Annotated in this window: 11 protein-coding genes and 1 tRNA gene; 8 read left to right on the top strand and 4 right to left on the bottom strand. The window is 65.8% G+C overall.

What is annotated here, in order from left to right:
• Positions 1-26 precede the first annotated feature (26 nt).
• Both ACKTTN_RS02225 and ACKTTN_RS02220 read left to right on the top strand, forming a co-directional pair.
• The gene (locus ACKTTN_RS02225; protein ID WP_407908240.1) at positions 27-1,688 is read left to right on the top strand and encodes an ArnT family glycosyltransferase; all 1,662 of its coding nucleotides are present in this window, start codon (positions 27-29) and stop codon (positions 1,686-1,688) included.
• Positions 1,685-2,668 (top strand): glycosyltransferase family 2 protein, encoded by a 984-nt coding sequence (locus ACKTTN_RS02220; protein ID WP_407908239.1) that lies wholly within the window; start codon positions 1,685-1,687, stop codon positions 2,666-2,668. Before ACKTTN_RS02225 ends, ACKTTN_RS02220 begins: the two co-directional genes overlap by 4 nt.
• Before the next feature lie 15 nt (positions 2,669-2,683).
• Here the strand turns inward: ACKTTN_RS02220 and ACKTTN_RS02215 are convergent, their stop codons facing one another.
• Positions 2,684-3,439, bottom strand: coding sequence for a glycosyltransferase family 2 protein (locus ACKTTN_RS02215; RefSeq protein WP_407908238.1), 756 nt, complete (start codon positions 3,437-3,439; stop codon positions 2,684-2,686).
• 80 nt (positions 3,440-3,519) lie between these two features.
• Between ACKTTN_RS02215 and ACKTTN_RS02210 the strand changes: the two genes are divergently transcribed.
• A complete protein-coding gene (locus ACKTTN_RS02210) occupies positions 3,520-4,641 on the top strand; it encodes a glycosyltransferase (protein WP_407908237.1) in 1,122 nt (373 codons plus the stop codon).
• A 17-nt stretch (positions 4,642-4,658) separates the two neighbouring features.
• Here ACKTTN_RS02210 and ACKTTN_RS02205 read toward each other — a convergent pair whose 3' ends face one another.
• Positions 4,659-5,579, bottom strand: a complete 921-nt coding sequence (locus ACKTTN_RS02205) for a lauroyl acyltransferase (RefSeq protein WP_407908236.1) — start codon at positions 5,577-5,579, stop codon at positions 4,659-4,661.
• A 125-nt stretch (positions 5,580-5,704) separates the two neighbouring features.
• On the opposite strand from ACKTTN_RS02205, the gene dtd reads away from it, so the two are divergent.
• Both dtd and rpoD read left to right on the top strand, forming a co-directional pair.
• Complete coding sequence (gene dtd, locus ACKTTN_RS02200; protein WP_407908235.1) at positions 5,705-6,142, top strand: D-aminoacyl-tRNA deacylase; 438 nt, start codon at positions 5,705-5,707, stop codon at positions 6,140-6,142.
• Between the two features lie 98 nt (positions 6,143-6,240).
• Positions 6,241-8,094 (top strand): RNA polymerase sigma factor RpoD, encoded by a 1,854-nt coding sequence (gene rpoD / locus ACKTTN_RS02195; protein ID WP_407908234.1) that lies wholly within the window; start codon positions 6,241-6,243, stop codon positions 8,092-8,094.
• A gap of 383 nt (positions 8,095-8,477) precedes the next feature.
• Here the strand turns inward: rpoD and ACKTTN_RS02190 are convergent, their stop codons facing one another.
• Together ACKTTN_RS02190 and ACKTTN_RS02185 are read right to left on the bottom strand one after the other, a co-directional pair.
• The gene (locus ACKTTN_RS02190; protein ID WP_407908233.1) at positions 8,478-9,398 is read right to left on the bottom strand and encodes an acyltransferase family protein; all 921 of its coding nucleotides are present in this window, start codon (positions 9,396-9,398) and stop codon (positions 8,478-8,480) included.
• A 399-nt stretch (positions 9,399-9,797) separates the two neighbouring features.
• Positions 9,798-10,037: a hypothetical protein gene (locus ACKTTN_RS02185; protein WP_407908232.1), complete on the bottom strand. Its 240-nt coding sequence runs from the start codon at positions 10,035-10,037 to the stop codon at positions 9,798-9,800.
• Between the two features lie 554 nt (positions 10,038-10,591).
• Between ACKTTN_RS02185 and ACKTTN_RS02180 the strand changes: the two genes are divergently transcribed.
• The 3 genes from ACKTTN_RS02180 (at position 10,592) to ACKTTN_RS02170 (ending at position 12,957) form a co-directional block, all read left to right on the top strand.
• Positions 10,592-10,667: transfer RNA gene (locus ACKTTN_RS02180), tRNA-Ile, on the top strand.
• A gap of 176 nt (positions 10,668-10,843) precedes the next feature.
• Positions 10,844-12,055: a tyrosine-type recombinase/integrase gene (locus ACKTTN_RS02175; RefSeq protein WP_407908231.1), complete on the top strand. Its 1,212-nt coding sequence runs from the start codon at positions 10,844-10,846 to the stop codon at positions 12,053-12,055.
• An 11-nt stretch (positions 12,056-12,066) separates the two neighbouring features.
• The gene (locus tag ACKTTN_RS02170; RefSeq protein ID WP_407908230.1) at positions 12,067-12,957 is read left to right on the top strand and encodes a hypothetical protein; all 891 of its coding nucleotides are present in this window, start codon (positions 12,067-12,069) and stop codon (positions 12,955-12,957) included.
• Positions 12,958-13,288: the final 331 nt, after the last annotated feature.

Raw genomic sequence — 13,288 nt, 5'->3', positions numbered from 1 at the left:
GCGGCGCTGCCCGTATCATCCGCCCGATGCTCAAGACCGCCGAATCCCGCGAACGCTGGCTGTTCTGGCTCGTCGCCGTGCTCGTGCTCGGCGCGGGCCTCGGTCTGCGCGACCCGTGGCCCGCGGACGAGCCGCGCTTCGCGCTGGTCGCGAAGCAGATGGTCGACAGCCACCAATGGCTGTTCCCGATGCGCGGCAACGAGCTTTACGCCGACAAGCCACCGCTCTTCATGTGGCTGCAGGCGATCGCACTCACGCTGATCGGCAACCTGCGTGTCGCGTTCCTGCTGCCGTCGCTGCTCGCGTCGCTTGGGACGCTTGCGCTGCTGCGCGATCTCTGCGCACGGCTGTACGACCGTCGCGCCGGTGCGTACGCGGCATGGGCGCTGCTCTTCACCTTCGCGTTCACCTTCCAGGCGCGTCGCGCACAGATCGATCCGTTGCTGGTGTTCTGGGTGACGCTTTCGATGTACGGATTGCTGCGTCATCTGCTGCGCGGGCCCGACCTGCGCATGTGGTGGCTGGGCTGGTTCGCGGCCGGGCTCGGCGTCATCACCAAGGGCGTCGGCGTGATCGCACTGCTCGTGCTGATCCCGGCGGCGGTGTTGCACGCGAAGCGCTGGACGCACGTCGGTGCGATGGGCTGGCGGCGTGCCTCGACGTGGCTGGGGATCGTCGCGTTGCTGCTGCCGGTCGCGCTGTGGCTCGCGCCGATGTTGTGGGCGGTCGCGCACAGCCACGACCCCGCACTGCACGACTACGCCGACAACATCCTGCTGCGGCAGACCGCCAAGCGTTACGCCGACCCGTGGCATCACCAGCAACCGGTCTGGTACTTCCCGGTCGTCATGGTGACGCAGTGGTTGCCGGCGATGTTCGCGCTGCCGTGGGTGTGGCGCGGCTGGCGCGATGCGCTGCGCGCGCGCGACGGTCGACTCGCGCTGCTTCTGTCATGGGTCGCGCTCGTGGTGCTGTTCTTCAGCCTCAGCGCCGGCAAGCGCGAGGTCTACATTCTTCCCGCACTGCCGATGTTTTGCCTCGCGCTCGGCGCGTGGTTGCCCGCGGCGATCGAACGGCCGGGCGCGCGTCGCTTCGCGTTCGCGCTCGCCGCGGCGGTGACTCTGGCGATCGGCATCGCCGGCGCGATGGTGGTGTTCGGCCATCCGGGTTTCGAGCAACGCCTCGATGAAGCGCGCGGTCTGGTCGGCGGCGCCGACGCACTCGGCTGGGTGATGCTCGCCATCGCTGCCTGGGGCGCTGCGATGTTGTTGATGTTCGGACTGCGTCGTGGCGTCGGTGCACTGCTCGGCACGCTGACCGGGCTGTGGCTCGTCGTCGGCCTCGCCGCGCAGCCGCTACTGAACGACGCCAGTTCCGCGCGCGGCCTCATGCGTCGCACGTCCGAAATACTGCGACCCGACGACCAGCTCGCGCTGGTGGCATGGAAGGAACAGAACCTGCTGATGGCCGACCGCCCTGCGCGCACGTTCGGCTTCACGCGTGATCCTGCGCTGCAGCTGCGCGATGCACTCGCATGGCAGCGTGGCGACGTCGCGCGTCGCTGGATCCTGCTCGAGGACGACGCGCTCGTGCCGTGCATCGGCCGCAGCCGCGCCATATTCGTCGGCCACAGCAATCGTCGCGAATGGTGGCTGGTGCCGTCGCGCGCGGTGGACTGCGCTAGGTGACGGATTCGCCGCCGCCCTGGCTGAGCGTGCTCGTGCCGGCGCGCAACGTTGCGCCCTGGTTGGCGGATGCGCTCGGTTCGATCCTCGGGCAGGCGGACGCGCACGTGGAGCTCCTCGTGCTCGACGACGCATCCACCGATACGACGTTCGCGATCGCGTCCGCACATGCCGCGCGGGATCCGCGTGTTCGCGTATTGGGCAACACCCAGGCACAAGGTGTTGCCTGGTGTCGAAACCACCTGATCGAGAACGCGCGCGGCGAGTATTGCTGGTTCGTCGACGCCGATGACCAGCTGGCGCGCGGCGCCATGCGCGCCCTGCGGTCCCACGTGGATCGGCACGCCCCCGACCTCGTGCTGTGCGACTACCGCACGCTGCATACCGGCAGTGGCCTGCATCCGGGCGATTGGCGACGGCGCGTTACTTTCGAAGGCCCGCGGCACGACCTCGCCTCACCCGAGCGACGACTCGTCGGCCTGCTGCTGGCCGGACAGCTCCACGCATGGTCGAAGATCGCGCGACGCGAATGCTGGTCCCGCGTGCGCTTCGACGAAGGCCACGTGTTCGAAGATGTCGCCGCGAGTCTCGATCTGGCCATCGTGGCGACGAAGGTTTCGTACGTCGCTGCCGGGTGGATACGTTACCGCCAGCGCGAAGGAAGCCTGGTGCAGGCGCTGGACGCGCGAACGCTGCACGATCGCCTTCGTTCGCTCGAAGCGGTGCTGGAACGAACTGCGGGGACCGAAGACGCGTCGCTGCGCTTCGCATCCGCCTATTACCGTGCTCGGGGATTTGCGTGGCTGGCGCGACGGCTCGAGGTCGGCGAGGTCGACGCCAGCCTGCGCGACGCCGTGCGCAGGAGTTTCCGGCACCAGTTTCCGGATCGCGCGGTCGACGTGCTCGACGGCTGTCGCCGCCGCGGCTGGCACCTGCGAGCGCGGCGCCTCGCGCGCGACCTGGAGCCGTGGTTCGACCGCTAGCGTCGCGGCCTTGCGCTATCGGGCGTCGGCCAGGAGCCGATACTTGAGCCAGACGTAGCGCGCATGCAGCGCGTGGAAGCGCAGGCCGACGCGGCCGTCGATGACGCCGCCGCGCAGCAGAAGATTCTTGACGAGATAGGTCGCCGCGGCCGCGACGCCGCGAAACGGTCCGACGCGCCGTCCGCGCGCACTGCGTTCCTGCGCCCACAGGCGCGCGTAGCGCTGCAGCTTCTGCCAGTACTCATCCTCGCTACGCGCCGTGTCGTGTTCGAGCACGACGCCGGACGCGCGGACACGCCAGCCTTTGACGTCCAGGTACTCGTGCACGGGCACGTCGCCGTGTCGAAGCGCGCGGCGGAACAGGCGGTGTACCGGTTCGTGCGCGAAGCTTCCGGCGCGCATGGTGTGGCCGAGGAAATGCGTGCGCCGCTGCAGCAGCCAGCAATCGGCGCTGTCGAGATCGCGTTCGAACAGGGCGCGGAGTTCGGCGAGCGCGGGCGCTTCCAGCCATTCGTCCGCGTCGAGCAGCAGCACCCACTCGTGCCGGGCGCGTTCGATCGCAGCGTTCTTCTGCCGCGCGAAACCGTCCCAGTCGCGATGCTCGACGCGCGCGCCGAGACCACGCGCGATCTCGATCGTGCCGTCGGTCGAGCCGGAGTCCAGCACGATGATCTCGTCGCAGACTTCGCGCATCGACGCGACGCAGCGCTCGATGCGGTCCGCCTCGTTGAGGGTGATGACGACGCCGGACAGCGGCAAGGGTTCGGGCATGGGCGCTCGCCTGCGGATGCGTCGCGAGTATAGGCGCGCGACGCGTCGGGCCTTACGCTGTCGACGACCGAGGAGTTCCGATGGCCATCGATCGTCCCCTGCGCGTGATCCACTTCGTCACCGGCGGCTTCTCCGGCGGGGCGACGCAGGTGGCGATCGCGCTCGTGAACGCGCATCGCGCGGGCGAGGCGATCGAGCCGTTGCTGGTGCTGCGACGCAAGCGGCGCGGTGATCCCGCGCGCATCGACGAGTTGCGCGAAGCGGGTGTGCCGGTCGAGACGGTCACCGGTGCCACGCACCTCGCGACCATCCTCTCGCTGCTGCGGCTGTGCCGGCGCTGGAAGCCCGACGTGCTCGTCGCGCACGGTTTTTCCGAGCACATCTGGGGCCGTTACGCGGGACTGCTCGCGAAGGTGCCGGCGCTTGTGCACGTCGAACACAACACGCGCGAGCGTTACACGCCGTGGCGGCGCGCGCAGACGCGCTGGCTGGCGCGACGCAGCGCACGCATCGTCGGATGTTCGGAGGGCGTGCGGCAGGTGCTGCTCGACATGGGCATGCCGGCCGATCGCACCATCGCGATCCCGAACGGCATCCGCGTCACGCCGTTCCTGCGCATCGAGACGCCGGTGCAGGGGCGCATCCCCGGCATCGTGATGGTCGCGCGCTTCTCCAAGCAGAAGGATCACGCGACTCTGGTGCGCGCGATGGCCGTTCTGCGCGATCGTGGCCTCGCGCCGCCGGTGCTGTTCGCGGGCGCGGGCAAGCGCGCGCATCGCGAGCCGGTGGAGCGCCTTGTGCGCGAACTCGGCCTCGGCGAACAGGTGCAATTCCTCGGCCTGCATCGCGACGTGCCGTCGCTGCTGATGCGCCATCGCCTGTGCGTGCTGTCCACGCATTACGAAGGCATGCCGCTCGCGCTGATCGAAGGCATGGCCGCGGGGTGCGCGGTGGTCGGCAGCGCGGTGCCGGGCGTGCGCGAAACACTGCGCGATGGCGTCGATGGGCGCCTCGTTCCGGAGAGCGATCCGGTCGCACTGGCCGACGTGCTCGAGCACCTGCTTCGCGACGACGCGGAGGCCGCGCATCTGGCTGCGGCGGCGCGTGCGGCGGCGCTGACGCGTTACAGCCGCGAGCGCATGGCGGCCGATTACGAGGCGATGCTGCTTGAGGTGGCGATGGAAGCAGGCGTCGGCCGCTGATCGCGGAGACGCGCGCGTCAGTAGCAATCCGGCCAGTACGGGTTGGTGCCGTCCGGCTGGATCGAAAAGCGCTTGTACGTCCACTGGTATTGCGACAGGTCACGCCGCGCGACCTGCTCGACCGCGCGATTGAGTGCAGCGACCGACACGGAGACATCGCGATCGGCGATCGCGGCGTCCACCGGTTCCACATGCAGCGCGAAGCGCGGGCCGCGCGCGTCGTCACCGATGCGTTCGCACCAGGCGATCAGCACAGTCGCACCCGTACGCGCGGCCAAACGCCCGGCCAGGCTCATCGTCAGCGCGGGGCGACCGAAGAACGGCGCGAACTCGCCATCGCCCTGCTTGGGTTGCTGGTCCGGAAGGATGCCGACCACGCCGCCGCCCTGCAGCCACTTGAAGAGCTGGCGCGCGCCCGCGGCCTCGGCGCGGATCTGCGTGACGCGCGATGCATCGCCATGCGCAGCGCGCACGCGCTGCAGGAAGGCGTCGCCGATCGCCGACTCGGGCGGTGCGTACAGGATCGCGAGCGGCGTGCGCGACGCCAGCCACTGGTTGAGCAACTCCCAGTTGCCGTAGTGCGGCGCCAGCACGATCACGCCGCGGCCGGCGTCGATCGCAGCGTCGAGGTGTTCGGCGCCGTGCAGTTCGGCGATGTCGGCGAGGTTGCGCGCGTGCGGTCGCGTCCAGAAGCGCAGGGTTTCCAGCGCCTGCCGCGCGGTGACGCCGACGATGTCGCGACGCAGCGATTCGCGCTTGGTCGGCGGCAGCTCGGGTGCGATCAGCTCGATGTTGCGCAGGGTGATGCGCGATTCGCGACTGGCCCGGCGCACCGCACGCGCGGCGATCGCGTCGCCGAACCGTGCCAGCCAGCGCCAGGGCAGGTGCGCGACGAGCGACGCGAGGGCGTAGAGAAGGGCGGCAAGCACGCGTGGCATCCGGCCAGTTTACGGGCCCGGTGTTTTCGACGACGGGAGCAGGTGTCGCGCAGGGCGCTGTTTCGCGGCCACCGGCGCCGTGCAAGCGTCTGCTAGCCTCGCGGCATGACCAGCCGCTTCCGCCCATGCTCGCCCTGATCCAGCGCGTGACCCGCGCGGAGGTGTCGGTGGACGGCGAGGTGGTCGGGGCGATCGGCCCGGGCTTGCTGGCGCTGGTCGGGGTCGAGCCTGGCGACGGCGAGGCGCAGGTCGCGCGGATGGCGGAGCGCCTGCTTGGCTACCGGGTATTCGCCGACGAAGCCGGCCGGATGAACCTCGGGCTAGCCCAATCAGGTGGCGCGCTGCTGCTGGTCAGCCAGTTCACCCTGGCGGCCGATACGGCCTCGGGCATGCGGCCCGGGTTCCAGACCGCGGCCCCGCCTGAAATCGCTGAACCCCTCTTCAACCGGCTCGTCCAGACCTGCCGATCGGCCCATCCGACGGTGGAAACCGGGCGATTCGGGGCCCATATGGTGGTGAGCCTGGTCAACGACGGCCCGGTCACCTTCCTGCTGCGGGCCTGACCCGATCAGGATCCGCGCCCGCGGCGGAGCGGCCCTAGGGACGGGCGCTGGTATAATAAGCGGTTCCCTTGACCCCTTTACTCCAGGTGGCGCAGCCCATGGCCAACGAACGTCAGACCCCGCAGTCGGACATCAAGCAACTGATCAGCAAGGGTCTGGAGCAGGGCTACCTCACCTATGCCGAGGTGAATGACCATCTGCCCGACGACGTCGTCGATCCCGAACAGATCGAAGACATCATCGGCATGATCAACGGCATGGGTATCCAGGTGCACGAAACTGCACCGGATGCCGAGACGCTCCTGCTCGCCGGCGAAGCCAGCGGCAACCGCGAGGTGGACGACACCGCCGCGGAAGAAGCCGCGGCGGCGCTGGTGTCGCTCGACTCCGAAGGTGGCCGCACCACCGACCCGGTGCGCATGTACATGCGCGAGATGGGTACGGTCGAACTGCTGACCCGCGAAGGCGAAATCGCCATCGCCAAGCGCATCGAGGAGGGCCTTTCGCAGGTCCAGGCCTCGCTTGCGTCGTTCCCGGGCACCATCGCCTGGATCCTCGGCGACTACGAGCTGCACAAGGGCGGCAAGAAGCGCCTCGCCGAAGTCGTGGTCGGGTTCCTCGACCAGATTGACGACGTGCCGGAGCCCGCGCCGGTGCCGGAAGTCGCCGATGTCGACGCGGAAGTCGAGGAAGACGACGTCGAGGGTGACGACGCCGCGGAAGAAGCCGGCCCGACCGGCCCCGATCCGATCGAAGTCGGCAACCGCCTCGGCGCGCTCGCCGATCTCTACGGCAAGTTCGAGAAGTCGCACGCCAAGAACGGCGCCGACCACAAGTCGACCAAGAAGATCCGCGAGGAGATGGCGGAGATCTTCGTCACGCTCAAGCTTCCGCTGAACCTGACCGACGCGCTGGTGCGCAACCTGCGCGAGTCCGTGGCCAAGGTGAAGGAACACGAGCGCCGCATCCTCGACCTGTCCGTGCGCATCGCGAAGATGCCGCGCAAGGACTTCATCCGCGCGTGGGACGGCAACCAGACCAACCTCGAGTGGGTCGACGAGCTGCTCAAGCGCAAGCAGAAGTGGGCGTCGGCGCTGCGCGACGTCAAGGATCGCATCGTCTTCGAACAGCAGGCGACGATCGACGAAGAACAGCGCATGAAGGTCACGCTGGCCGAGCTGAAGGAAATCAGCCGCGCGATGGCCTACGGCGAAGCGAAGGCGCGCAAGGCGAAGAAGGAGATGGTCGAGGCCAACCTGCGCCTCGTGATCTCGATCGCCAAGAAGTACACGAACCGCGGCCTGCAGTTCCTCGACCTCATCCAGGAAGGCAACATCGGCCTGATGAAGGCGGTCGACAAGTTCGAATACCGCCGTGGTTACAAGTTCTCGACGTACGCCACGTGGTGGATCCGCCAGGCGATCACGCGTTCGATCGCCGACCAGGCGCGCACCATCCGTATCCCGGTGCACATGATCGAGACGATCAACAAGCTCAATCGCATTTCCCGCCAGATGCTCCAGCAGTACGGCCGCGAGCCGACGCCGGAAGAGCTGGCCAAGGAAATGGACATGCCGGAGGACAAGATCCGGAAGGTCATGAAGATCGCGAAGGAACCGATCTCGATGGAGACGCCGATCGGCGACGACGAGGATTCGCATCTCGGCGACTTCATCGAGGACACCAACGTGATGTCCCCGATCGACGCCACCACCGACATCAACCTGTCGGAAACGGTGCGCGACGTGCTTGCCAGCCTGACGCCTCGCGAGGCCAAGGTGCTGCGCATGCGCTTCGGTATCGACATGAACACCGATCACACGCTGGAAGAAGTCGGCAAGCAGTTCGACGTGACGCGCGAGCGCATCCGCCAGATCGAGGCGAAGGCGCTGCGCAAGCTGCGTCATCCGAGCCGGTCGGAACAACTGCGTTCGTTCCTCGACATCGATTGATCGCGCAGTCCATCGCGCAACGCACGAGCCCGCCGTCATGGCGGGCTCGTCGTTTGTGCAGCCGCTACAATCGCGACGTTGCGGGCCTATAGCTCAACGGTTAGAGCAGGGGACTCATAACCCGTCGGCGCGGCGTTTCGCAGAGTCGCGTCGAGCAGGAAGTTCCAGCCTTTTTTCAGTGCCTTGCCGGTCGCGCGCGAGGCGACCCGGTGCAGTATCGGCCCGCGCCACGTGTGGAGTTCCACGGACCACAGAGCGTCCCGCTGCTCGGGCCACGCCAGGGTGCAGAAGTTGTAGCGCAGGTTCGACTGCAGTGAAACGCTTCACCGGTGTTCATTCCGCCATCGCGGCCCGGGGGTGTCTCATCGGCCGAGTCCGGCGCGCTACGGCGCCCGCGCCTCTACCGGCCGGTCGACGACAGTCGACATGGGGCGCATCGCGCGCGGTTTGAGCGACAGCGAGGGCTTCTCGATGAGCCGCCACGACAGAACGGCCAGCGCGACGGTCGCCGTTACCGTCATTGCGAGCAGCTCGAGATACGACGTTCGCTGTCCGAGCAGAGCAACGCCGATCTGCTCCACCGGCCACGCGTAGATGTAGATTCCGTAGGAGATATCGCCCCACCGCCCGGCCCGCCGCAGCACGGGCCACGACGCGCTGCCGATCCAGATTGACAGTGGCGCGACGATCAGCGCAAGAACGACTTGGTAATGGCCAGTCGGTAGGAGCAAAAGACCTGCAGCGACCAAGCCGGCAACGGCCTTGCCGGTGCGCAGCACCGGGTATTCCTGCATCAAAATGCCGACAGCGAACAGTAGCCCGAAGTGGGCGACGGTATGCGGATGTACGTCGCGGACGTTCCACCACCACACCAGCATGCCGAGAGCGAAGATAAGGCCGACGCGCGGCAGGAGGAGCGCCAGCGCCGCGAGCATCAGGTAGCACTGCACCTCGAACTCGATGGTCCAGAGCGAGCCATTCAAGGCGTGCAGCGGGTTGTGCGGGAACGGCCATAGGCCGAGCGCTTCGACCACGCGAGGCGTGATCAGCGCACACACCGTCAGCGCGGGCGCGATGCGAAGAAAGCGCTTCAGGGCGAAGCGCCACAGACTGGGGTCGCTCTTCCACGAGGCGCGGACTAGGTATCCGCTGATCGAAAAGAAGATGAGGACGCCGAGATTCCCGTACCCGTGCGGACCCAGGAAGAGCGGCTCGGGGCGACCGGAGAGCGCGAACTGATGCGACCAGAGGACCATGAAAGCGGCGAACAGGCGCAGGGCATCGAAGTTGTTTGCTCGCGGCATGGCCGCATTGTGCAGCCGGGCTCAACCGCAGAGAAGCGCTCGTTCGTTCAGGCAGTTCGGAAAGGCGCGGTCGGGGCGTGAATTCCACGGTGCACCTGCCAACCCCTTCGTGACCCTCGTCGACCGGAACTTCGTGTCGAGCTGGTCCTCGTAGCCCTGTAGCCGAGCGCACCGATGCGCAGTGGGTGAATGCCCGCGACGCCGATGCTCGACAGCGTCGCTTCTGCCACCTCGGCGCCGGTGACCAAGTGTCGGACGGTGCTGTCGTTCTTTTGCAACCGGCGTCGTGGACGTCGCTGCCGCCGGGCACCGCGCTCGATGACGCGGCGCTCTCGCGCGTGCCGCACGTCTCGAGAAAATACGAGCTCGCTCCGGCGGTGGATGTTGAACCTCAGGCCCTCAGAAGCAACGTATTGTCGTCGCCGCCCCGGTCGGGTAGCACGCGAAGATCGAACCCTCGCGGGCCGCGTCGTTGTTCAGTGGGCTGTTGCGGGTGATGATGACTATCGCATCGATCGTGGAGTCGCCGGAAGCAAAGTCCCGTGACGCGGAGGCTGGCCGTTCGATCCAGTCGCTGGCTCCGTCGAGCGTCAGCTGCCCGCCTTGGATGTGCGCATCGCGGTGCGGCGTCCAAATCACGCCGTTGGGCGTCGGTGAACGTCGTGCTCCATCAGCGCCCGCGAAGTTGAGCAGCGACGCTGCAGGGATAGGTCATCATCACGACAGATACCTTCGAGATAGGCGTTGAAGCTTTTCGCAGGCTCGCCGCGTCCCGATCATCATGTGTCGCGATTGCAACAGACCACCTTCGATGATCGACACGCGATGACGAAGGACGTCCGAGATGAGCGCGCGTCGCCCCCGACCGCGGAACTCGGCTGATCTTCAGGGCCTCGCCAGGGTCTCCAGGGTCTATCAAATCGATTCGTAGTTCGTGCGTTGCGTTGAGCGTGCCGGACTACCCGGAAACATCACGTCGCACACGACGCGGCACACCGTCGCGACCAACGCAGCGCGGGACCCGACCCCGCTACCATTCAAGCCATCGGCGGACGCGGCAGACGCGCGATGGCTGAGCCTTACACGGACGCTGCCAACCTGGTCGATGCGATGGACGCTCTGCAAAGTCGACTCGCCGGCGGAGTTGCACCAAAATTGCATCGATGCGGGCTCAAGTGGCCTGAACCCTTTGCGGGCCTATAGCTCAACGGTTAGAGCAGGGGACTCATAATCCCTTGGTTCCAGGTTCGAATCCTGGTGGGCCCACCACATAAGCGTCCAACGTTGGCCAGGTTGGTCCAGCTATCGACCACAAACCCCGCAAATTGCGGGGTTTTTTGTGCGCGCATGTCCATGGTTGTCCAGTTGAATCCGAAACAAAAGTGAGTCAGGCTGTGAGTCAGAGGGTCGGCCAGGGGTCGCTGACTCACAAATTGCTGACTCACATGCTCACCGATACCAAGCTGCGCACACTCAAGCCGCGCGCGAGCGCATTTCGCATCGCAGACACCAATGGCCTGTGCATCGAAGTGCGCCCTAGTGGCTCCAAAGTCTGGCGCTATCGATATCGCTACGCCGGCAAGCCAAGCATCATCACGATCTCGGAATACCCGATCATGGGCTTGGCGGAGGCGCGCGCCGAGCGAGACCGCTTGCGCGGTCTGGTAAAGGGCGGGGGTAATCCCGCGAACGCCGCCAGGATCGAGCGAGCCGCAAAGATCGAACAGGCGGAGACGACATTCGGCGCCATCGCAGCCGAACTCTTGGCCAAGCGCGCGAAAGAAGGACTGAGTCCTGGATCGGTGAAGCGCGAGCGTCGCCTGATTGAGAAGGACATGGCAGCAATCAGCGGCATGCCGATCACCGATGTGACTGCTCCGCTGCTACTGGCTTCGCTACGGAAACTGGAAAAGCGCGGTGTTATCGAGACAGCTCATCGGGCCCGCTCGTTTACCGGGCGTGTGTTCCGGTACGCAATCGCCACGGGGCGTGCGCAGGACAATCCGGCAGTCGATCTCTCAGGCGCGCTTGAGCAGCCGCAGACCAAGCACTTTGCCAGTGTCACCGATCCCGCGAAGATCGGCGATCTACTCCGGGCTATGTACTCCTACCGAGGTTCGGCGGTGACCGTGGGGGCATTGAAGCTGGCGCCTATGCTCTTCGTGCGGCCAGGAGAATTGCGGACGGCGCGTTGGGTTGACCTTGACTTAGATGCAGCGGAGTGGCGCTTCACCGCCAGCAAGACCGGTACGCCACACATCGTGCCGCTTCCTTCTCAGGCCGTAGAAATTCTGGATGATCTGCACCCGATCACGAGGCGGAGTGAATTTGTCTTCCCTGGAGTGCGGAGTGCAAAGCGGCCCATGAGCGAAAACACCATTAATGCCGCCTTGCGTTACCTAGGATTCAACGGCGACACCATCACGGGACACGGCTTCAGGGCCATGGCTCGAACCGTCTTGGACGAAGTGCTCGGCTTTCGGCCAGACTTTATCGAGCATCAGTTGGCGCATGCCGTGCGAGATCCGCTTGGGCGCGCGTACAACCGGACTGCACATTTGGCGGAACGAAAAAAGATGATGCAGGCGTGGGCCGACTACCTTGATCAACTGCGCAACGAGACCACGAAGGTCGTTCCTATCCGGAGCGCTAGATAGGAGCCATCCAGATGAGAATCGAGGCATCGTTTGTACGGGACCTGGTCGAACGGGCGAACCGATTGCAGCTTGCTGCCGTCGCGCCGGCGGATTGCGGGCGTATCGACGTAGCGGCGGACCTCCAGGCCGCACGCGTACGCTTAGCCCAATGCATTGATGCACAACTGCAGCCTTGGTTCGTCTTGCTGGACGAAAGCATTCAATTTTTCGTGCAGTTCGAACGCTATCTGTACGAGGTTCCGCTTAGCAGCAACCTCGCAAGTTTTGCGGTTACCGTTTCCAAGCTCAAGCGCGATGTCATCTCAATACGTGACCTGCTAGCCATTGGTCAGGATATGACCGCACGCGTCTTGGCGCGCACGTTCATTGAGGATATTGAAATCGCCATGGTCCTGGCGCTCAGCGAAGAAATGTGCAAAGCCTTCGCCACGACCCATGACACGAACGAGTTCTGGAACAAGCACATCGGGTATGGAAAGGTGTACGAAAAAGTGCACCAATATCTTTTGGCCTGTGGAACCAAAGAAGAACTGTCCAAGTCGCTCATCGAAAGGCACCGAGAAGCAAAGAAAATGTTCTCCGAGAGCACACACGGTGGACGCCAGTCCTCGCTGATGAGTGCGTTTGCACCGTCACTGACGGATAAGGAGGAAGTTCACTTCTTGTCGCTGGGCGCGCTGACCTGCGCCTCGGCGCAATTGGCACTATTCGTTGCTCAGGAAACGCATGCGTTCGCGGGCTCCATCGTCAAGGGAACGTTGGTCGATGACCCGATGCACCTTTTTAGGGGCTTTTCCAATACGGGCCGATATATGAATGCCGTCGGCTCCGCCTATGTGCTTCAAGAACTGCTGGCGCGCTATGGATCAGAGATGGAGGAACATCAGTCGAGATTTGCATGAGACGTCGCGCGAATAGCCCCGGAGAGACTGTGCGCAGCACCTACTGGAGACGGCAGTCGAATGGGTGACCCTCGCGGGGCGGCCTGACTGGTTCTCCGGCGCAACTGGTCGCCGAGGGACGCGCCGCTGACGTCTTGTCCCTCGTGCACCCGATCGCCGCGCGCTTCGTCGGCTGGGAGCGGGCCGTCGGGAGAGACGTCTTGCTGGGGTGCCGAGCTTGTGGGGCAAGCGGCCAAGTTCGCAACGCCTGCCTTCCGGGGCGAAGTCATCCTCGCGCACTGCCGGACCCGGCACCGCTGGGCGACCGTGGCCCTGCAGATAGGATTTGTCC

It is taken from the genome of Lysobacter claricitrinus (assembly GCF_045866565.1).
GTDB lineage: Bacteria > Pseudomonadota > Gammaproteobacteria > Xanthomonadales > Xanthomonadaceae > Cognatilysobacter > Cognatilysobacter claricitrinus.
The sequence above is the reverse complement of the archived record's forward strand: the minus strand, read 5'-3'. Positions and strand labels throughout refer to the sequence as shown.